Annotated in this window: 22 protein-coding genes; 13 read left to right on the top strand and 9 right to left on the bottom strand. The window is 46.1% G+C overall.

Features of this window, described 5'->3' with window-relative positions:
* Nucleotides 1-64: 64 nt before the first annotated feature.
* The 3 genes from JT717_RS19410 (at nt 65) to JT717_RS19400 (ending at nt 2,519) form a co-directional block, all read left to right on the top strand.
* A complete protein-coding gene (locus JT717_RS19410; protein ID WP_205512694.1) occupies nt 65-286 on the top strand; it encodes a PspC domain-containing protein in 222 nt (73 codons plus the stop codon).
* A 91-nt stretch (nt 287-377) separates the two neighbouring features.
* A complete protein-coding gene (locus JT717_RS28870; RefSeq protein ID WP_205512693.1) occupies nt 378-1,382 on the top strand; it encodes a helix-turn-helix domain-containing protein in 1,005 nt (334 codons plus the stop codon).
* A 351-nt stretch (nt 1,383-1,733) separates the two neighbouring features.
* A complete protein-coding gene (locus JT717_RS19400; protein ID WP_205512692.1) occupies nt 1,734-2,519 on the top strand; it encodes a DUF4382 domain-containing protein in 786 nt (261 codons plus the stop codon).
* A gap of 237 nt (nt 2,520-2,756) precedes the next feature.
* Here the strand turns inward: JT717_RS19400 and kdsA are convergent, their stop codons facing one another.
* The gene (kdsA, locus tag JT717_RS19395) at nt 2,757-3,578 is read right to left on the bottom strand and encodes a 3-deoxy-8-phosphooctulonate synthase (RefSeq protein WP_205512691.1); all 822 of its coding nucleotides are present in this window, start codon (nt 3,576-3,578) and stop codon (nt 2,757-2,759) included.
* A 213-nt stretch (nt 3,579-3,791) separates the two neighbouring features.
* Here kdsA and JT717_RS19390 point away from each other — a divergent pair, with 213 nt between their 5' ends.
* Both JT717_RS19390 and JT717_RS19385 read left to right on the top strand, forming a co-directional pair.
* Complete coding sequence (locus JT717_RS19390) at nt 3,792-4,739, top strand: NAD-dependent epimerase/dehydratase family protein (RefSeq protein WP_205512689.1); 948 nt, start codon at nt 3,792-3,794, stop codon at nt 4,737-4,739.
* A gap of 272 nt (nt 4,740-5,011) precedes the next feature.
* Complete coding sequence (locus tag JT717_RS19385) at nt 5,012-6,241, top strand: peroxiredoxin family protein (RefSeq protein ID WP_205512681.1); 1,230 nt, start codon at nt 5,012-5,014, stop codon at nt 6,239-6,241.
* 134 nt (nt 6,242-6,375) lie between these two features.
* Here JT717_RS19385 and JT717_RS19380 read toward each other — a convergent pair whose 3' ends face one another.
* Nucleotides 6,376-7,125 carry a 3-keto-disaccharide hydrolase gene (locus tag JT717_RS19380; RefSeq protein WP_205512678.1) on the bottom strand — a complete coding sequence of 250 codons (750 nt, stop codon included), beginning with the start codon at nt 7,123-7,125 and terminating at the stop codon, nt 6,376-6,378.
* A gap of 216 nt (nt 7,126-7,341) precedes the next feature.
* Nucleotides 7,342-7,614 carry an acylphosphatase gene (locus JT717_RS19375; protein WP_205512676.1) on the bottom strand — a complete coding sequence of 91 codons (273 nt, stop codon included), beginning with the start codon at nt 7,612-7,614 and terminating at the stop codon, nt 7,342-7,344.
* A gap of 209 nt (nt 7,615-7,823) precedes the next feature.
* Between JT717_RS19375 and JT717_RS19370 the strand changes: the two genes are divergently transcribed.
* Nucleotides 7,824-8,459, top strand: coding sequence for a hypothetical protein (locus JT717_RS19370; protein WP_205512674.1), 636 nt, complete (start codon nt 7,824-7,826; stop codon nt 8,457-8,459).
* A 24-nt stretch (nt 8,460-8,483) separates the two neighbouring features.
* On the opposite strand, the gene JT717_RS19365 is transcribed toward JT717_RS19370, so the two are convergent.
* Complete coding sequence (locus tag JT717_RS19365) at nt 8,484-8,972, bottom strand: OsmC family protein (protein WP_205512673.1); 489 nt, start codon at nt 8,970-8,972, stop codon at nt 8,484-8,486.
* A gap of 553 nt (nt 8,973-9,525) precedes the next feature.
* Between JT717_RS19365 and hisG the strand changes: the two genes are divergently transcribed.
* The 6 genes from hisG to hisB all read left to right on the top strand — a co-directional run bounded on the left by hisG (nt 9,526) and on the right by hisB (nt 16,120).
* The gene (gene hisG / locus JT717_RS19360; protein WP_205512671.1) at nt 9,526-10,380 is read left to right on the top strand and encodes an ATP phosphoribosyltransferase; all 855 of its coding nucleotides are present in this window, start codon (nt 9,526-9,528) and stop codon (nt 10,378-10,380) included.
* 87 nt (nt 10,381-10,467) lie between these two features.
* Nucleotides 10,468-11,739, top strand: coding sequence for a histidinol dehydrogenase (hisD, locus tag JT717_RS19355; protein ID WP_205512669.1), 1,272 nt, complete (start codon nt 10,468-10,470; stop codon nt 11,737-11,739).
* A 195-nt stretch (nt 11,740-11,934) separates the two neighbouring features.
* Nucleotides 11,935-12,990, top strand: coding sequence for a histidinol-phosphate transaminase (hisC, locus tag JT717_RS19350; protein ID WP_205512667.1), 1,056 nt, complete (start codon nt 11,935-11,937; stop codon nt 12,988-12,990).
* Between the two features lie 102 nt (nt 12,991-13,092).
* Complete coding sequence (locus JT717_RS19345) at nt 13,093-14,385, top strand: PQQ-dependent sugar dehydrogenase (RefSeq protein ID WP_205512665.1); 1,293 nt, start codon at nt 13,093-13,095, stop codon at nt 14,383-14,385.
* 144 nt (nt 14,386-14,529) lie between these two features.
* On the top strand, nt 14,530-14,955 hold the full coding sequence (locus JT717_RS19340; protein ID WP_205512663.1) for a c-type cytochrome: 426 nt from the start codon (nt 14,530-14,532) through the stop codon (nt 14,953-14,955).
* A gap of 25 nt (nt 14,956-14,980) precedes the next feature.
* A complete protein-coding gene (hisB, locus tag JT717_RS19335) occupies nt 14,981-16,120 on the top strand; it encodes a bifunctional histidinol-phosphatase/imidazoleglycerol-phosphate dehydratase HisB (RefSeq protein WP_205512662.1) in 1,140 nt (379 codons plus the stop codon).
* A 106-nt stretch (nt 16,121-16,226) separates the two neighbouring features.
* On the opposite strand, the gene JT717_RS19330 is transcribed toward hisB, so the two are convergent.
* The 3 genes from JT717_RS19330 to JT717_RS19320 form a co-directional block, all read right to left on the bottom strand.
* Nucleotides 16,227-16,841, bottom strand: coding sequence for a hypothetical protein (locus JT717_RS19330; protein ID WP_205512660.1), 615 nt, complete (start codon nt 16,839-16,841; stop codon nt 16,227-16,229).
* 68 nt (nt 16,842-16,909) lie between these two features.
* Entirely contained in the window at nt 16,910-17,344 is a 435-nt protein-coding gene (locus tag JT717_RS19325) for a septal ring lytic transglycosylase RlpA family protein (RefSeq protein ID WP_205512658.1), read from the bottom strand.
* Between the two features lie 13 nt (nt 17,345-17,357).
* Nucleotides 17,358-19,055 (bottom strand): L,D-transpeptidase family protein, encoded by a 1,698-nt coding sequence (locus tag JT717_RS19320; RefSeq protein ID WP_205512657.1) that lies wholly within the window; start codon nt 19,053-19,055, stop codon nt 17,358-17,360.
* Between the two features lie 74 nt (nt 19,056-19,129).
* Here JT717_RS19320 and JT717_RS19315 point away from each other — a divergent pair, with 74 nt between their 5' ends.
* Nucleotides 19,130-19,861, top strand: coding sequence for a M15 family metallopeptidase (locus JT717_RS19315; protein WP_205512650.1), 732 nt, complete (start codon nt 19,130-19,132; stop codon nt 19,859-19,861).
* A 110-nt stretch (nt 19,862-19,971) separates the two neighbouring features.
* Here the strand turns inward: JT717_RS19315 and JT717_RS19310 are convergent, their stop codons facing one another.
* Both JT717_RS19310 and JT717_RS19305 read right to left on the bottom strand, forming a co-directional pair.
* Nucleotides 19,972-20,268 (bottom strand): MTH1187 family thiamine-binding protein, encoded by a 297-nt coding sequence (locus tag JT717_RS19310; protein WP_205512648.1) that lies wholly within the window; start codon nt 20,266-20,268, stop codon nt 19,972-19,974.
* Between the two features lie 14 nt (nt 20,269-20,282).
* Nucleotides 20,283-21,275, bottom strand: a complete 993-nt coding sequence (locus JT717_RS19305) for a chorismate synthase (RefSeq protein ID WP_205512642.1) — start codon at nt 21,273-21,275, stop codon at nt 20,283-20,285.
* Nucleotides 21,276-21,411 lie beyond the last annotated feature (136 nt).

The raw sequence follows: 21,411 nt of genomic DNA, 5'->3' as shown, positions 1-21,411 counted from the left end.
TAAAAAATGAGTAGTGTGGGATTCATTGCTTGCAGATTTTTGGCGAATGTTTTAATTTAGAGCCATGAACCGGTTCAGGCAATTTATAGAATGGCAGGCATTTGGCGTATGTTCAGCTATTGGTGAAAGGCTGGGCATTGCTACCTCGCGCATTCGTACCTGGTTTATATATGTATCCTTTCTTACTATGGGTTCTCCATTGATCATTTATTTCATCCTGGCGTTCTGGATGAATATTAAAAGATACATCTGGTCGCTCCGCCGCAACCCCTTGAAATATCAATAGAACCTTTTACTCCTCTGAATATTTAGCCGTGATCTGGGCTGGTACGGATTTTTTTATCATCTGTCCTATGTACAGACGTAAATAAGGCTCTGTGTTCGAATTTGATTACACTGATACCAATTATGAGCAATTGGTGCATGCGATGGCCTTCTCATTACAGGTTCCGGTGCACAACGAACAATTGTTAATTCCCGAAGCGATCGGCACCGGGAGCTTTCGCCATATTCATGCCCCAAACGGCTTACATGCCTACCTCATAGACTGTACCCTGCGCAAGGACTGGCATATTCACATCAATCAATCCAGCGAAGAATACTATATGCTTCGTTTTGATGAACTGGCCATTCCACAGTCACTGACCATTACGGTGGCTGATGAAAAGATCAGGGAAAAAAATACCAATAAAGCGCTGGCATATCTCACCAGTTCACTGTACAACTGGTCGTATGAAGGAACGGCCGGCTGTAGTTATAAAGGAGTGCATATCGCCTTCAGCAAACAATGGCTGGGGCGGTATTTTGAAATTGAACGGGTAGAAGATGTATTATCATCCTATATTTCGTTGAAAGCGGAAAGCATAAATATTATACCACTCGATGCACGGTACAGGCGGTGGATGAAGACCATAAGTCATGTGGAAGAAGACAATCCGATGAGAACGACCATTCTGCAGAACCGCATGATGCTGTTGGTTGAACGTTTCTTTACAAGCCTGTTCGAAAAAATGAGCAACCCGGCATACCGGCTGCCGCTGTCCCATGAAGATATCGCCCGGGTAATGCATATCGAACGCTTATTAACAAGAAATGTATTGCAAACCCCGCCTTCGATACAGCAACTGGCCAGGATAGCCGCTATCAGTGAATCAAAGCTGAAAAAGGACTTCAAGACGATGTACAATTTCCCCATTTATGAGTACTTTCAAAAAGCACGGATGCATGCGGCGCAGGATAAATTACTGACCGGAAAGTATTCTGTTAAAGAAGTGGCCATGGAGCTGGGCTATTCGAATCTGAGCAATTTTACCATCGCCTTTAAAAAAGAATTTGGCATCTTACCCAGCCAGTTACTCTCACAAAAGAAACTGTCTCATTAACAGCCGACACGAACAATTCCCCATTGATAAATACCATGGCTGTTTATGAAACGTTAAATTGAAGCCGTATTATTCCGTTTACTTTTTACGGTTGTTGTTATAGCTATATCAGATACCCTATAGTAATAGTCCGGAATAGTTTTGCGTACAAATACAATACTGAAGGTATTCAACTCCCCGTTTTTAAATCCAATACCAAATAAGGAAAAATGTTTATAAATATTTTTCCTCATTATAAGACCTTTGATAAACAAATGCTTACAGCTCCCCCAGGGAGCTTTTTTCATATTATGTTTTTATGTGTGGTATACTTTTCGCTCCTTTGTGCCTACATAAAATATGTCACACACTATGAAATCCAATTTGCTCACGTCCCTGTTCGCAAGTTTACTATTTACCACTGGCCTGATTTCCTGTTCTGATAAAGACTCGAATGAGAAAGCCAGATTAGAGGTCCGCATGACCGATGATCCTGCTAATTACGATGCCGTTTATATCGATCTGCAGGATGTACAGATCAATGTAACCGGTGAAGACGACAAAGGGTGGCAATCGTTACCAGGTGTACATAAGGGTATATACAACCTGCTCGACCTGGTGAATGATAAAGACACCCTGCTGGTGAATGCCGATATTCCTACAGGCAAACTGCACCAGATCCGCCTGGTACTGGGCTCCAACAATTCAATTGTTGTTGATGGCAAAACCATTCAGCTCGAAACACCCAGCGCACAACAAAGCGGTTTAAAGCTGAACGTTCAGCATAATGTAACAGGTGGCATCCTGTACACCATGCTGCTTGATTTCGATGCTGGTAAATCCATCATAACCCCCGGTAATGGCAAGTACATTTTGAAACCGGTTATCCGCACCGTATTAAATGCGGTTGGTGGTAGCATCAAAGGTGCTGTTACACCTGCCCCGGTGATCACTGCAGTGTATGCGATCAATGGCGCCGATACCATCTCTACCTTTACCGATTCAACCGGTGGCTACTTGATCAAAGGAGTACCTGCTGCTTCTTATACCCTGCAATACTGGCCTACCGATACCACCTACAACTCACAGGTTAAGACGGGTATCGCTGTAACTACCGGTAATGTAACCGTTGTAGACACCGTGCGTTTGGTGAAGTAACGAGTTGTATGTAGTGAGTGGCGGGTGGCTTTCATGCAAGCTTCGCTGCAAACTTCAGACCTCACAAATTTGAAATACAAAAGCCCTTATAGTGAACTTCACTACAAGGGCTTTTCTTTTTATAGTAATGCTAAATTATCCTAGGCGATTATGCCAGAAATGAGATTCCCCCGCCAGTCTACTGGCTACTCTTCACTCGCCGTTCCCCACCAGCCACTAGCCATTTACCACTTGCCCTTATACCACCGCTTTTCTGATCCTCACTAACTTCTGTAACAGGGCTTCCAACAGATCTAAGCGCAACATGTTGGCTCCATCGCTTTTGGCAACAGCGGGATTGGGATGGGTCTCAATAAATAAACCATCGGCGCCGGAGGCAATGGCAGCGCTGGCAATGGTACCGATCAATTGCGGATTACCACCGGTAACACCTGTTGTCTGATTGGGTTGTTGCAGGCTGTGCGTGCAATCCATTACCACCGGTGCGCCATGTTCTTTCATCCAGGGAATGTTCCGGTAATCAACTACCAGGTCCTGGTAACCGAAGGTATTACCCCGCTCGGTAAGGATCACATTCTCATTACCGGCTTTTATTATTTTCTCTACCGCAAATTTCATGGATGGGCCGCTAACAAACTGGCCTTTTTTTACATTCACTATTTTACCGGTTTCAGCCGCTGCGATCAGCAGGTCGGTTTGCCGGCACAAAAAGGCGGGGATCTGCAACACATCTGCAAACTGGGCAGCTATGGCTGCTTCATCATGCGCATGGATATCTGTTGTTACCGGCACTTTAAAGGCGGCGCCTGTTTTTTGCAGCAGTTGTAAGCCGGTTTCATCGCCCAGTCCGGTAAAGGAAGAAGCGCTGGTGCGATTAGCCTTGCGGTAAGAAGCTTTAAAAATATAAGGGATGCCCAGGTTGCGGCAGATCGTGGATACTTTCTCTCCTACTTCCATCAACAACTCTTCACTTTCCACTACACAGGGACCAGCAATCAAAAAGAAGTTCGAAGCATCGTATTGTTGCCCGGCGAAAAGGTCAGTAAGCATTTTTTTCATGCGGCAAAGGTAAATCAATGTGATAATTTGATGATTAGCAAATTTGATAATGAATTCGCTCAGGCTGTTCAGCGCCAAAAAAGTTAACAATCTAAAAATCAACCTGTTTAGTCTTTTAATTATCACATTATCCAATTATCACATTATCACATTGGTATTTGATCTTTTTTCCTTTCTTTTGCTGCTATTACAAAAACTAACAGTTGTTTATTAATGATTAGAGAAAGAATACTCGTAATTGGCGCTTCCGGCCAAATTGGTGTTGAACTTACACTGGCCTTGCGCAAGATCTATGGTAATGCCAATGTCATTGCATCTGATCTCCGGGAAGAGAACGATTTATTGAAAGGCACAGGCCCATACGTTAGCCTCGACGTTATGAATAAAGAAATGCTGCATGTTCAGGTCATCCGGCAGAACATCACGCAGATCTACCTGCTGGCCGCCATCCTCTCAGCCACCGGTGAAAAGAACCCGAACCTCGCCTGGCATCTGAACATGCAGGGATTGCTGAATGTGCTTGATATCGCCAGGGAAGAAAAGATCTACAAGGTATACTGGCCCAGCAGTATTGCCGTATTCGGCCCCACTTCGCCCAGGCAGAACTGCCCGCAGCAAACCATCATTGAACCAATAACGGTGTATGGCATCAGTAAATACGCCGGTGAATTTTGGTGCAACTATTATCATCAACGCTACCATGTTGATGTGCGCAGCCTTCGTTATCCCGGATTGATCTCTTACAAATCTGCGCCCGGTGGCGGCACTACCGATTATGCCGTGGAAATATTTCATGAAGCACTGGAAGAAAAGAAATACACCTGCTTTTTGAAAGAAGATACTTACCTGCCCATGATGTATATGCCCGATGCCATCAGGGCGACCATTGAATTGATGGAAGCACCCGCCAGTAATATTTCTGTTCGCACTTCCTACAACATATCGGCGATCAGTTTCTCCCCCAAAGAAATTGCCAGCGCCATCAAAAACTATATTCCCGAATTCACTATGCAATACGAACCTGACTACCGGCAAACTATCGCCGACAGCTGGCCGCAAAGTATTGATGATTCTGTTGCGCGTAATGACTGGGGCTGGAAACCAGAATACGATCTGTTAAAAATGACCAAGGACATGTTGGAAAATCTGCGCAAACCGTAATCATTGTTGCAGACAACAGCGTGTAGCCCTGTTGGTTGGACAGTTTTTTTGGAATTCCAGGAATTGTGCTTTAAATTTCCTGAATAATAGGAATAGTACTTCTTCCCAATACTATATTGTTAAATAGGTGCAAAATATTCATTGTTTTTCTTTGAGCATTTAGTGCTATGTGTTGTCACCGGGGCTGTTTCAAAAAATGAAGCAGCCCCAACTTTTTATAGATAGACAAATGCACTAAACTTGCATGCTAAATTTTTGTTTAGATAAGTAATATGAAAAAGATTCCCTGGATTTTCGGTTTGATCACCGCTTTTATTCTTCCGGCTGCAACCAAGGCGCAAAAGCCGGCCGGCGGTGCCTGGCGCGCATCACTGCAAAGGGCAGATGGAAATACCATTGATTTTAGTGTAACCATACAATATGCAGCTGGCAAACCAGTATGGCAAGTTCGAAATGCAGCTGAAAAAATAAAGGTCACTGCTATTGAACAAAAAAAGGATAGCATATTCGTTCAAATGCCGCTGTTTGAATCGGAATTCAGGTTAAAACTGGAAAACAACCAAACGCTGCGCGGTTCGTGGATCAAAGGCACTTCTACATCCACCCAGGTGATGCCTGTGGTATTTAACTATAATAAGGGCGAACGCTATCCGCAAGCCAGAGAAACCAGGCGGAAGATCAGTGGAAGATGGGCTGCCACCTTTATCGACAAAAACAGATCAAAACCGGCCATTATTGAATTTAACCAGTCCGGCACGCATTTAACAGGCACGGTGTTAACACCCACCGGCGACTATCGTTACCTGGAAGGCGGGTTGGATAAAGACACAATACACCTGAGCACCTTTGATGGCAGCCATGCTTACTATTTCAGGGGCACGGTTCACAACGATACGGCGATTACCGATGGCTTATTTTTCTCCGGCGCCAGTTTTGTAGAGAACTGGACAGCCAGGAAAAATGAAAAAGCTATCATTCCGGACACGCTGGCAAACGTATATCTGAAACCGGGTGAAGAACGTTTGAACTTCCGCTTTCCCGACCTCGACAGCAATATGGTATCCATAAACGACGATCGTTTCCGCAATAAAGTGGTGATCATCCAGATCATGGGTTCCTGGTGCCCGAACTGTATGGATGAAACTGCCTTCCTAAGTGAGTATTACAAAAACAATAAACAACGCGGCATTGAAATGATCGCACTTGCATATGAATACAGCACCGATTTCCGCAGGTCACAGAAGAGTTTGCGTAAATTCCAGCAGCATTTCAATATCACCTATCCAATGCTTATTACAGGTGTACGGGTTTCAGATACCCTGCGTACAGAAAAGACATTACCGCAAATAACGAAGATCAAAATGTTCCCCACCACCCTTTTCATTGGCCGCGACGGCAAACTGAAGAGAACGCATAGCGGCTTTTATGGCCCGGGCACCGGGGAACACTATGAGGCTTTTAAGAAAGAGTTTTATGCGATCGTTGATGAGCTGCTAAAATAAAAATGCAATTGGTGGCAGGGACTACAGGTCCTTTTATCGAAGTTTCAAGTGCCAGGTTACAAGTTCCAGGGCTTTTTTCCTTGAAACCTGTAACCTGGAACCTGTAACATAAATTATGGCCAATTGTCTATTGATTATAACGGACGTATCCAGATATTCCTGAAGCTCGTTGGATTTCCATGATCCTGCAGCACCAGCGGTTCTTTTTCTCCATGTTTCTCATAAGTAGCAATGCCGATATACTGGGTGCTGCCCCATAACGTAGCATTATTCTGTACCAGCACGCCATTATGCAGAACGGTTATCTGCGCCCTTGATTTAACAGAACCATCTTCATAAAAACGGGGTGCAATAAAGATGATATCATAGGTTTGCCATTCACCAGGTCCTCTGCTGGCGTTCACCAATGGAGGCAATTGTTTGTAAATACTCCCCGCCTGGCCATTGCTATAGGTCCTGTTCTTGTATGAATCAAGTACCTGCAGCTCATACCGGCCCATTAAGAAAATACCACTGTTACCACGGCCCTGTCCATCCCCTTTTACCTCGGCCGGTGTACGCCATTCAACGTGCAGCTGGCAGTCGCCAAAAGCTTGTTTGGAATGGATTTCCCCAGTGCCGCCAACAACGGTCAATGCGCCATTCTCCACTTTCCATTTAACCGGTCCATTATCTTTCCCCGCCCAGGCATCTGCGTTTTGTCCATCGAAGAGCACGATCGCATCGGAAGGTGCATCGGAAGCTGATTTGCCGGGCGTGATCACTTTTGGTTCGGGTTCCCATACTTCTGATAATTTCGGATCACCCTGCCGCAAAGGTTTTTGCGCCTGTACGGCATATGCACAAATAATAAAGGAAAAGGCACAAAGGAATCGTTTAGCCATTGGTTGATAATTTTAATAATAAGTTGGAAAGTTAATGCAAAAAGGCAAAAAAGGCATAATGGCAACGAGGCACAAAGCAAAAAGGCACAGAGGCATAAAGGCACAAGGCAGTGAGCGAACCCCTATCCCATAACTGCCCCCTGCTCTCAAAAAGCCATCGGGTACAACGCTGCATTAGCACATTAGCACATCAGCAAATTAGCACATTACCCCCGGTTATCGTTGTATTACAAAACTCATAAATACCTGCTTCTCCAGCTGCTTTACATTCACAGCACTTACCTTGGCATGTGGTGGGCCCTGTTTACACCAATGCACCAGCTGATCGAGCTGGTCGGCGGTACCGGTGGCTATAATATGCACGTTCCCATCAGGCAGGTTCTTTACCAAACCCGAAACCCCCAATTCCAGGGCCTTTTCTTTCGTACTTTGGCGGTAATATACTCCCTGTACCAGGCCGCTTACCGTTATTGAAATGGTTTGTTCCATACGCCGAAAGTTAATAAAGTAAACCGGATAATGACTGCAGATAGCAATAAATAAGCCACGTATTAGGAGGAATCGTTTCATGAAGCATACTGGTTATCAGCCGTGAAGAGTGTCTAGTGGGTACAATCAGAACAAGACGCCCTGTCTTATTAGTCACACTGATAAATTTTGCTATTTTTATAAGGTAATAAAGGCCTTAAAAGATCCTTATGACCCTCCGTAATGCGATCAAATCCATTACCCTGATTGTGGTTATTTCGTTTATAATAGCCTGGTTGGGACAATACATCCTGTATCACTATAATATAGCTGAGGCAGTATGTTTTACCAATGACTGTCCTGCCACGACCAAGAACACCATCATCGGCTCTTTATTTCTCATCCTTTTGTTCAGCGCCGTATATCTCATCTTCATCAACCCGGATCTGGCCGGCAGTCCGGGCATGGAAGTAAGTATTCTCTTAAGCTGCCTGATCCTGAATTTTATTTATTTCAATGATACCAATGCATACCTCACGCTGATCCCTTATAATGTAGTAACCGTTTACTTTTACAGTCAGGTCAAAAAACAGCTGGGGAAGCCATTCCTCCTGTATACGTTCATTTTACAGGAATTGTTCCTTCTGCTCCTGTTGCTATGCACCTATGTATATCTGGATGAATTGTTTGTTACGAAGCAATTAGACAGGGATACCGTTATGTATACAGGAGCGGAAAAAATGATGGGCAGGATATTCGATGTGCTGGTATGGACAATACTTATATTACATGTATTATACCTCTTCTTTAAACTGGTGCTGAAGAAAACGATCCTGCGTTCGATCTCTTTTCCGCCGGCGCCATAAGTCCGCATGTTGGCCTTTGGCGGATCAAGCGTTCTGCGTTTCGCGTTCCGCAATCTTATAAATAGGTTTATGATGCACCGGAAAATTGCAGGAGTTGGCAATAAAACATAAGGCATTGGCTTTTTCATGTAAGGCATCGGCCCGATCGATCATCTGTTCATTGGCGAGGGTTATTACAGGAAAGAGCGTCACTTCGGTAAAATGGCCACCCCCGTCGGCTGTTTCTTCCATCACACCGGTGGCATCATCAACATATTCAACTACCTGTACCCCGGCCGCGGAGCATAAATGCAAAAACCATAACATGTGGCAGGACGACAAAGACGCCACCAGCAGTTCTTCCGGGTTGTACCTGGTCTTATCACCGCGGAAAGCTGGATCCGATGAACCCGGGATCACCGGTTTATTACCGGCAACGATCGTATGTTCTCTTTCGTACGAGGTATAGGAAGCGGTACCCTTTCCCCGGTTGCCCGTCCAGGTAATATTTACTTTGTACTCATGCGCTTTCATAGAATCAAGTTGAGGTTATTGCTCGATGGCTGCCGGTTGCTGTGGTATGTCTGCGTGTGCAGGTTTACACCGGGTAAACCAGGCCATGAACAGCAGCAATAACAAAATTACAAATCGTTGGATGCGAGATCGGTTTGGCATGTGGCAATATTTAATTATCCAACAATGATCAGGGAATACCAGTCTGTAAGTCTATCTTTTTTGTAATGTATTATTCCCTGGGTTACCGGCACAAGCCTTTCCGGGCAAGCGCACGGCGGGGTTTGCTCCTATGTAAGTTACACATTATTAAACGGATGCGCCCAAAATAATTTTTGCAGGTCCTGCATACCCACTGGTAACATAAAAAAAATTTTGCCGGCAGCAGGTAAGTAGTATTTTTGCGGCTCATTATGACAATTTTCATACACATCCATCACCATCATCATACTTACCTCAGCAGGTAGGCCGGTGGTGCTTTGTGTAGTGCCAGATATTATTAAGGGCTTACCGCATGGTAAGCCCTTATCATTTTAAACATGGTCTGTACCAGACCTTAAAACATGACATGCTGATGAAACTTCGGATTGCCATTCAGAAATCGGGACGCCTGTATGAAGATTCCGTACAACTGTTAAAAGAATGCGGTATTGCCCTGCGCAATGTAAAGGACCGCCTGAAAACCGAATCAGACAATTTTCCCCTGGAAGTTTTCTTTTTGCGCGACGACGATATTCCGCAATATGTTGAAGACGGTGTGGCCGATATTGGTATCGTAGGCGAGAACGTCCTCTACGAAAAGAATAAAAAAGCCGCTATCGTTGAAAAACTCGGCTTTGGCAAATGCCGCCTTTCCGTAGCCATTCCCCGTAACCAGCAATACGAAGGCGTGCAGTCTTTACAGGGCAAACGCATTGCCACCAGCTATCCCCTCCTCGTGAATGAATTCCTCGCTAAGAATAATGTACAGGCCGAGATCCATGAGATCAGCGGTTCCGTTGAAATAGCCCCTGGCATTGGTTTGGCCGACGTAGTGGCCGACCTCGTAAGCAGCGGTTCTACTCTCTTAATGAATGGCCTGAAAGAAGTGGAAGTATTATTACAATCACAGGCCGTGTTGATCCGCAATAACAGCCTGGATGCCGAACAACAGAAACTGCTCGATAAACTGGTATTCCGCATCCGCTCGGTAAAGAAAGCGCAAAACAACAAATACATTTTATTGAACGCACCAAACGATAAGGTAAAAGAGATCATTTCGCTGCTACCCGGTATGAAAAGCCCCACCGTATTACCGCTGGCCGAAGCTGGCTGGAGCAGTGTTCACAGCGTGCTCAGCGAAGATACCTTCTGGGATATCATTGAACAGCTCAAAGCTGCCGGCGCCCAGGGCATACTGGTGGTGCCTATTGAAAAAATGATCATCTAAGACTGAAAGCACAAGCCAGGCACAAGGCATAATAATGCAAGGTTCAAAGCAACAAATATCAGGGCACAAGAAAACAAGAATTTCATTATGCAAGTTTATCAATATCCGCAAAGGAATGAGTGGAAGGCGTTGCTGCAACGCCCGGTGATGAATGTGGAAGCGCTGGAAGGTTCTGTAAAAAATATTCTGCAGGCTGTTAAGCAGGAAGGCGATGCAGCCGTAAAAAAATTCACCCGGCAGTTTGATAAAGCTACGCTCGGCCAGCTGCAGGTCACTGAAGAAGAATTCATGGCCGCCCAGCAATCGCTCGATGCCAAACTGAAAGCCGCTATCCTTTCGGCCAAAGTAAATATTGAAACATTTCACAAAGCACAGCTAACGGCGCCGGAGATCATCGAGACCATGCCCGGCGTACAATGCTGGCGTAAAAATGTGGCCATCGAAAAAGTAGGCCTGTATATACCCGGCGGCACCGCCCCGCTCTTTTCTACAATACTCATGCTGGGCACTCCGGCTAAACTGGCCGGCTGTACCGAGATCATCCTTTGTTCCCCACCCGATGCCAATGGCCAGCTGCATCCTGCTATTTTGTTTGCGGCAAAAGCAGTGGGCATTACTAAGGTGTTCAAAGTAGGTGGCGTACAGGCCATTGGCGCTATGGCCTATGGTACCGAAACCATTCCCGCCGTTGCCAAGATCTTCGGCCCGGGCAATCAGTACGTAACCTGCGCCAAACAACTGGTGCAGCAGGATGGACTGGCCATCGACATGCCTGCCGGCCCCAGCGAAGTAGCCGTGTATGCCGATGAATCGGCCAATGCGGCATTTGTAGCGGCGGACCTCTTAAGCCAGGCCGAACATGGCAGCGATAGCCAGGTGGTGCTGGTAAGCTGCACCCAGGCAGTGGTTAACAGTATTGAGCAGGAGATCAACAACCAGGTGCAGGCATTACCCAGAAAGGATATTGCCTTAAAAGCGCTGGCCAACAGCAAACTGATCCTGGTAAATAATGAAGCGGAAGCCATTGACCTGCTGAATGAGTATGCAGCCGAACACCTTATTTTAAGCTGTAACAATCCCGAAGCAATTGCTGAAAAGATCATCAATGCAGGTTCTGTGTTCCTGGGTCATTACTCACCCGAAAGCGTGGGTGATTATGCCAGCGGCACCAATCATACGCTGCCAACCAATGGCTATGCCAAAGCATACAGCGGGGTGAGTGTGGATAGCTTTGTCAAAAAGATAACGTTCCAGCAGCTCACCCGGGAGGGACTGAAGAATATCAGCAAAACAGTAATTGCCATGGCCGAAGCGGAAGGGCTGCAGGCCCATGCCAATGCGGTTAAGGTTCGTTTATAAGTTCACAGTTTAAAGTTCTCAGGTTTAGCGGTGGTTGGTGGTTTTTAAATGCGGTTTGTCTAAAAACCAATGGCAATTGCGATAATTTGGTTTAAAGTTGCGCTTTTTGAAATGAATTGCGAATTGCCAACTGCCAACTGCCAACTGCAAATTGCGAATTGCCAACTGCTCATCGTTTCACGATAAAAAAATAGTATGTCTTTCGATTTAAATAATTTACTCAGAGAAAATATAAAAAAGCTGGTACCCTATTCATCTGCACGGGATGAGTTCAAAGGCGAGGCCAATACATTTCTCGATGCGAATGAAAACAGTTTCGGCTCCCCGCTTACCAAATGGTATAACCGGTACCCCGATCCATTGCAGTTAAAAGTAAAAGAAAAGCTGTCCGCCATCAAAGGCGTTCCGGTAGAGAACATCTTTCTGGGCAATGGCAGTGATGAATGTATCGATGTGCTGATGCGCGCCTTTTGTGAGCCGGGCGTTGATAACATTCTCATTTGTCCGCCCACCTACGGCATGTACGAAGTAAGCGCCCACATCAATGACGTTAACATAAAAAAGGTGGAGCTTACACCTGCCTTCCAGCTGAACCTGCCGGCCATTGAAGAAGCGATCGACGATAATACCAAGATCATCTTTTTATGTTCCCCCAATAACCCCACCGGTAACTCATTAGACCGCGACGATATTGAGATCATTCTGAACAATTATCACGGCATCGTGGTGATCGATGAGGCGTATATCAACTTTTCCCGTTTCCGTTCCTTCTCCCAGGAATTGAATGATTATCCGAACCTCGTGATCCTGCAAACCCTGTCAAAGGCCTGGGGCCTGGCTGCCCTGCGCGTAGGAATGGCATTTGCATCGCAGGAGATCATTCATGTCATGAATAAAATAAAACCGCCTTACAATATCAACCAGGCTTCGCAGGAACTGACCCTGCAGGCGCTGGAAGAGGTTGGGCAGGTGAATGATATGATCAAGGAAATTGTGGCCCAGCGCGATCTTTTGGCTAAAGACCTGATGACCATCCCGGTGGTTCAGAAAATATATCCATCGGATGCTAACTTTTTATTGGTACAGGTAACCGACCCCAAAGCCATCTATAAATATTTACTGGAAAAAGGAATTGTTGTACGCGACCGCAGCAGCGTTGCGCTCTGCGCCGGCTGTTTACGGATCACCGTGGGCACACCAGCTGAGAACAGCTCCGTTGTTAATGCGATGAAAAACTGGAAACCATCCTGATAAAAGGACTGCTAAAACAGTAATTTTAAAACTGCTTTGGGAAAAGCGATCCCGGTATTGCTTGCTTCCAGCTGACCATTGAAAAAATTTAAAATTATACAGATGAAAAAAATGCTGATCCTTGCATGTACAGCCCTGATAGCGGCTACTGCATTTGGCAATGATACCACCAAGCGGAAAACACCTCCGGCCGGCACTGTTCAAAAAGACGAGGATGCACCAGCCATCACCTTGCCCCAGGGTTTTAAATCTGTTGTAGTAACAAGCGGTCTTGGCAAGGCCCGCCATTTGACCGTAGCAGCCAATGGCGACGTATTTGTAAAGCTGGAAAAACTGAAAGATGGCAAAGGCATTATCCGTTTACACGATAGCAATGGCGATGGCAAAGCCGATGAGACCAGCGGCTTCGGCAATTATGTTGGTACCGGCATTACCATTAAGAACGGTTATTTATACGCTTCCTCCAATGATGATGTATACCGCTACAAGATCGACGAGAAGTCGGGCAAAGTAGATATTGCTTCCGAACAGAAAATTGTTACCGGACTGGTCAACAAAAACCAGCACAATTCAAAATCACTGGCCCTGGATAACAATGGCAACATCTATGTTAATATTGGCGCTCCTTCCAATTGCTGCCAGGTGCAGGACCGCGTAAAAGGGTCACCCGGACAAGACCCCTGCCCGATCCTCGAAAAAGCAGGCGGTATCTGGCAGTTTAAAGCCGACAAAACCAATCAGGGGTATGAAGATGGCGTACGCTATGCTACCGGCTTGCGCAATGTAGTGGGACTCGACTGGAACACAGAGGTAAATGATCTTTACGTTATGCAACATGGCCGCGATATGCTGTACCAGTTCTACCCTGAATTGTTCAGCCAGAAAGAAGGCGCAGAAAATCCGGCAGAAGAACTCTTTCGCGTAAAGAAGGGCGCCGATTGCGGCTGGCCCTATTGCTATTGGGATATCGATAAACAACAGCAATTACAAAATCCTGAATATGGTGGCGACCGTAAAAAAGCCGATCGCTGCACCGATAAAACAAAATCAATTGTACAGTTCCCCGGCCATTTAGCGCCCAATGCTTTATTGTTCTATACAGGCGATCAATTCCCTGCCAAATACAAGAACGGCGCTTTTATCGCATTTCATGGCTCCTGGAACCGCGCGCCGGAACCACAGGCTGGTTTCTTTGTGGTCTTCGTGCCATTCAAAAACGGCATGCCTGATGGAAAATGGGAAGTATTTGCCGATGGATTCTCCGGCTTTCAACAGGGCGGTTCAACCGGTAAAGCCAAATACCGGCCGTGCGGACTGGCCCAGGGCCCCGACGGATCATTGTATGTTTCTGATGACAACAATGGTACAATCTGGAAAGTGAGCTATGGCAAGTAAGCAAGCTGTTACAGGTTCCAGGATCCAGGTTCCAGGAACTCACACTGCAAGAGCCGGATTACCAGATACCGCCCTGTAACATGCAACCTGTAACCTGTAACATAGTAACATAAATACCAACCAATCACAGTTTAAAGTAATCATATGAAAAGATCAATGCTCTTAGTACTGGTATTATTTATCGCCACCGCTTTTGCATTTCAACAGAAACAACAACCTGCCGGTTTAAAGGCAGCGATCGCCAGAGGTAAAACAGTATACGAAAACGCCTGCCTGGCCTGCCACCAGCCCGATGGCAGCGGCGTACCGAACATGAACCCGCCGCTGATAAAAACCAAATGGGTACTGGGCGATAAAAAAGCCCTCACGAAGATCGTATTGAAAGGATTACAGGGCGGTGAGATCGAGATCGACGGTGATAAATACCACAATCCCATGCCACCCCAGGAATCGGTATTGAATGACCAGGAAATTGCTGACGTTTTAACGTATGTTCGCAATAGCTTTGGCAATAAAGCCAGCATGGTAACGGCTGCGGAAGTAAAAGCCCTGCGCGCCAAACTGAAATAACAATTGAACTTTTAAAATAACTTTTTTGAAACGGATTTTATTCATCGACCGCGACGGAACCTTAATTAATGAAGCGCCTCCTACCTATCAGCTAGACTCTTTTGACAAGCTGACCTTTTATCCGCACATGTTCGAGTACATGGGCCGCATTGCCCGCGAACTGGATTATGAACTGGTAATGGTCACCAACCAGGATGGCCTGGGCACAGCTGCTTTCCCCGAAGATACTTTCTGGCCCCTGCATAACCTGGTAATGAAAAGCCTGGAAGGGGAAGGCATTCATTTCAGCGCAGTGCATATCGACAGATCATTTCCCAAAGACAATGCCCCCACCCGCAAACCGGGCACCGGCATGCTCACCCAATACCTGAACAATCCGGCGTACGATATCGCCAATTCCTATGTCATCGGCGATCGCATTACCGACGTTCAGCTGGCCAAGAACCTGGGCTGTAAAGCCATCTGGCTCAACCAGGATCCCGATCTGGGCGCCGGTGAAATAAAAGATAAAATAGATGAACTACGTCCTGTGATCGCATTGGAATCTACGCATTGGAGCACCATTTATGAATACCTGAAACTGGGATTACGCCGGGTGGTTCATGAGCGCAATACCAATGAAACGCAGATCAAGATCGATTTGAACGTAGATGGCAGCGGCAAAGGCGCTATTTATACCGGCCTTGGCTTTTTTGATCATATGCTCGATCAAATTGCCCGCCACGGTAAAATGGACCTTACCATTCGCGCAAACGGCGATCTGCACATCGATGAACATCATACGATTGAAGATACCGGTATTGCACTGGGCGAAGCATTCGCCAAAGCGCTGGCAGATAAGCGCGGTATGGAGCGTTACGGTTTTGCCTTACCGATGGATGAAGCCGATGCCAAAGTGCTGATCGATTTTGGCGGCCGCAACTGGATCGTATGGAATGCCGAATTCAAAAGAGAACGCATTGGAGAAATGCCGACTGAAATGTTCTTTCACTTCTTTAAATCGTTTTCCGATGCAGCGCGCTGCAATCTGAATATCGAATGTCATGGCGATAACGAACATCATAAAATAGAAGCGATCTTCAAAGCATTTGCCAAAGCGATACGCATGGCCGTGAAACGGGATCCTTTATCGAATTATTTGCCATCGACTAAAGGAGTTCTTTAGTTATTAAGTTCTTGCAGTTATTAAGTTATTAAGTCACAACCAACAAACTTAATAACTTAATAACTCCGGAACTAAAAACTGTGAACTATGAACTGAGAAGTTTGAACTAATCCGGCAACACAGATTTATTAACCATCTTCCTCCTGCCGATATTGCCCGCAATACCTACACTATAGTAAAAGTGATTACTAACGGTTTCCGTAACCGCAATGCGGTATTGCGCATGAAATAAAAACAAAGCTTCATCAAAGAGATTTACCTGCAGGCCGGTACCGGCGGGAATGAACGCGCCCCAGTAATGCCTGAATTTGGAGATGCCCGTGCCCAGCTGCAGGAAAGGACTTACCCAATACCGGTTCGAAAACAATTTTCCCTTGATGGAGACGTCTCCTTCGAGCAAGAGGTTATCCTGGCCCAGCAAGGCGCCATCCTGTTGATAATAATCGAGAAAACTACCGGTCAATGTGCTGGTGAAATCAAAATGTTTCGTGAGCCCGCTGATATAATTCAGCGCCAGTCCGGGCGACATTTCTTTCAGCTTGCCGAATTGCGCATTACGCAGCGCCTGGCGCAGCGATGTGGCGCGGATATTGGCAGCCGATTTAAAATCATTAAAGATGAAATAGATGCCTAATGTAGGTCGCTGTATAAGATCGTCCTGGCTATATGCAGGCGTCAGTAACGACAGGACTGCCAGCAGAAATCCTACATTTTTTCTCATATCCGGCTTGGTTTGGAAAGAACCGTTATGAGCAAAAATAACCGGTACCTGTAAACTGGAGAAATTAATTATTGATTGCCGGCTACCATTTGGATCTCGGGTTTCTTTTTACCCAGATACTCGATCTTCACCCTCGTTAAGCCGCGACCGGTATAACCCAGCGCAACAGCGGCGGATTTACTCATATCGATCAAACGCGGATTGGCCGGGTGCATGCGGTCATTGACCCATACCACTACACTTTTATCATTCTTGAGATTGGTAACGCGTATCCAGCAATTGAGCGGAAGGGTATTGCAGGCAGCAGTCAGTTTTTTCTGGGTGAACACCTCATCGGTGCAGGTACGCTGCCCTTCAAATTTGTCGGCATAAAAACTGGCTACCCCATATTGGGTTACAGGCACATTTCTTTTCTTATTCAATGCTACACTATCCGGTTTCTGCTGCGCTTTTGACGCAACAGCCGCACACATCAGGACTGTCAGAACCAAAACATTTTTCATGGTATAGAATTTATCAAAGGGTCTTGCTATCGAAGTATCGCTGACTCAATAACCGGTCTTCCCCATATACATCGTTATAAAACCTAATACTTCCGTTCTTAACCTCACAGGTAAAATACCTGATAAAGATGGGCACCCGGGGAAACCCGGAAACCACATGCTTTTCCCGCCGGTCTATCCAGTTCCGCAACGTATCGGGCGGATATCGCAGGGTATCATTCCTTACCAAAAAATCGGCCAATTTCATAAAATCCTTGATCCTTACACAACCATGACTCAGGGCCCGGTTCTCTTTCGAGAACAGCCAGCGCGCATTCGTATCATGCAAATACACAGCGTATTTATTCGCAAAGTTGAACTTCAACACGCCCAGCGAGTTATCATCCCCCTGCCGTTGTTTGATCAGGAAAGGAAAATAATGCTTGCTGTATCTTTTCCAGTTCACGCTGTCTGGATTCATTACGCTGTCGTTCTTATCCACCACCATCAGGTTCTGCTTCCGCAAATAATCCGGGTTCTGCTTGATCTTCGGTAACATTTCATTGAAAATGATACTGTAAGGAACCGTCCATTGCGGATACGTAATGAAATTCGACACATTCGAGGTCAACAAGGGCGTCCTCGTTTTAGGCTGCCCTACTATAACGTTCGATTCCATCACCACAGTACCCGAGTCAACAATGCACATTTTATAGCCTGGGATATTAACCCAGATATAAGTCGTTGGCATTGAATCTGGTAATAGCTTATATCGATCCAGGGTAATGGCAATTCTTTTAAATTTTTCCCAATTCGTGTTATTCAGGCTGCTGACCGTACTGGCGTTCAGCTTCCCCGTTTCAGTAAGCCCTTTCTGCCTCTGGTATTTCCCGATCACCAGCTTCAGCGAAGTGGTATCCATATAATCGAATGGCGATTCCAGCAACCCCTCTTCAAACAGCCGCTGCTTCAGGTTGTTGGTATACTCCATGGAATTATTAGCCGGGTAAGGTATATACGTATATCGTTTAAGAGTATCTACTGATCTCAACATCTCCTGCAAGCCGAATTTCAAAGAATCATATCCCAGGTGTTTCGGCTCCAAAGCATGCATCAGGGTGTCTACCCGGCCTGTTTGCTGTAAAGTATCAAATAAACTGAGATAGGCAGTTCTGGTAAGGGTGTCTTTGCGCAGGGTAACACTATCGTATGGCAGGCGGCCGCGATGCAAATCACTGCAGATCCTGAAAAAGGCGTCGGTAAGCAATAATTCGCCCCGCGACCAGAGGGCGGCGTCCTTTTGAGCAAGTGTGTCTTCGGTGGTTTTGGCGCGGATATTAATTATTATATTATAATGATAATCAGGAGGAAATAAACCATACTCTTTCGCATGGCCAATGAAGTTCAGCAGGGAATCGCTCAGCGGCAGCCATTTCTCCCGGCTGCTCCAGATGGGTTCGAAATTTCTTTTCTGATATATTTCGTAAACAAGCGAGTCTTTGGCAAAATACATGGAGTCGTTCAACACGCCGTTACTGGCCAGAATGAATTCGAGGGCCGCCTGCATATTCTTTGGGATGCGGATATGCAGTGCTTCGGGCTGTTCTACAATGTCTTTTTCTTTGGGTTGCGGGGGCTTAACGGCGGCTTTCCCTCGTCCATGGCAGGCTGCCAGGCTGAGCGCTACAATGATCAAACACCAATGAAGGCGGGAAAGAATGCATTTTTTCATGTTCATTGATCCTGGTTATCCGGAATAAAAGTTTGTATCTTTTCAGTTACTAACCTGCCTTTAAACCGGTTGCAATGTTATACAAAATAGTGCTTCACCGTTGTATTTACATAATGGCTTACTGTATTTTTTTCCACGTTTTTACGGTCACGGGCCAGCAAACGACCGTTAGTAAATACGGGGTGCCAGTTATTAACAAATTCGCTGACTATCAATTATCTGTACGCAATGATTCTGCCAAAACCATGGTCGATCTGCTAAAATTTATTCCGGGGCTGATACTGGATCTGCGTTATGCCACCACCAACAATTTTACCAACAGGCAAATGTATACGCCGGCGCCGCGGCGTACATACCTGCGTTTACCGGCCGCCGGGGCTCTGGCGGCGGTTCAAAATGAATTGAAAAGCAAAGGATATGGCTTGAAGATCTTTGATGCTTACCGGCCTTATGGGGTAACTGTACGTTTTTGGGAACTGATCGGCGATGAACGCTATGTGGCCAATCCGGCAAAAGGCTCGGGGCATAATCGGGGGCTGGCGGTTGACCTGACCATCGTGGAACTGAAAAGCCGCAGAGAGCTGGATATGGGTACCGGCTTTGATAATTTCACCGATACGGCCCATCATAGCTTTGCAGGCCTGTCACCTGCCGTACTGGCCAACCGGAAGCTGTTAAAAGAAACGATGGAAAAACATGGCTTTAATAAACTGGAGACGGAATGGTGGCATTTTTTCTGGAGCAATGATCGCGGATATGAGGTACTTGATCTTCCTTTTAATTATTTACTTTCTAAAAGCAAGTAAACGTTAGAGGTTGCAAGTTGCAGGTTGCAGGGCATTCCATGTAAATCATAAGACTATCGACGATATCCTGCTACCGGCCCCCTGAACCTTGTAACATGAAACCTGTAACGCTATCTAAACTTCGAAATCTTCTCATCACCAGTTACATTGCTACTACTACGCACCTGGATCTGCAGATTCGTGATCCACTCAGCACACCCCTTTTCATACAGGAATTCATTCACATCATGGATCACTTTCATTACCGCATCATAGGTGCCTTCCAAAATGGTGGCAAAGGGTGTAACCTCGTATTTGATGCCCGATTTTTGAATGATCGCAATCGCATCATCTACCCAATCGTAGGGATGCTTGTCCAGTACAATAGGAACGATTTGTATAGAAGCATTGATGATATAAGAATGCATGATCTAGTAAACGATTAAAACAATCTTTTCAGTCTTTGTTCCAGCAACAGCAGGTCGGCAAGCACCATGGCAGTTACTGCTTCCAGTACCACAGGCACCCGTAAGGCAATGCAGAGGTCGTGGCGCCCTTTAACCGAGAATGATTCCTGTTCACCGGTTTCCCAGTTCAGGGTATGTTGTTCCTTAGGCGTAGAGGAAGTGGGTTTTACCGCAATTCGGAAAACCAGCTCATTGCCATTGGTAATACCGCCCACTATGCCCCCGGCATGATTGGTGCGCGTTTTACCGGTCATATCTTCAATAGCATCGTTATGCTCGCTTCCGTACATGCGGGCAGCTGCAAAGCCGGTCCCGAACTCGATGCCACGGATAGCGGGGATCGCAAAAACGGCATGGCTGATCAGTGATTCCGCTGAATCAAAGAAAGGCTCGCCCAATCCGGCCGGTAAACCGGTTACCCGGCATTCAACAATACCGCCAATGGAATCTTTATGATCGATCGCATTTTGTAATCCTTTCTCCAGGTCTTTTTCACCGCCGATCTCCAGGATGCTGGCAGTTACTTTGGCATCTCCCAATAACTTTTTGGCAATGACCCCGGCAGCTACCAGGCTAACGGTCAGGCGGCCACTGAAATGCCCGCCGCCGCGATAATCTTCATGGCCGCCGAATTTTTGATGGGCTACAAAATCAGCATGGCCCGGACGCGGAACAGCGCGTTGCTTCTCGTAATCTCCGGAGCGGGTATTTTTGTTCTCGAACAAAATGGTCAGCGGAGCGCCGGTTGTTTTGTTGTTGAACAGGCCGCTTTTAAAAATAGGCAGGTCATCTTCCTTACGCGGGGTGGTACCTTTTTGGGTACCGCCTTTACGGCGTTCTATATCAACCAGGAAATCTTCTACGGTTAATGGCAAACCTGCCGGACAACCATCAATATTCAATCCCACGCTTTCACCATGCGATTCTCCGAAGATGGTTACTTTGAATATGCGACCGAAACTGTTCATTGTTTTAGTGAGTTCTTCGTTTAATATTAGAGCGCTTCAGAATACGAAATGCCTGCAGCAACTAACAATATGTTACAGGTTACATGGCTTCATCGTCTTGCCCTGGAACATGTAACCTGTAACTTGTAACTCCTGG

Origin of the sequence: Longitalea arenae, from assembly GCF_016924755.1 — a bacterium.
Classification (GTDB): Bacteria; Bacteroidota; Bacteroidia; order Chitinophagales; family Chitinophagaceae; genus Niastella; species Niastella arenae.
The sequence above is the reverse complement of the archived record's forward strand: the minus strand, read 5'-3'. Positions and strand labels throughout refer to the sequence as shown.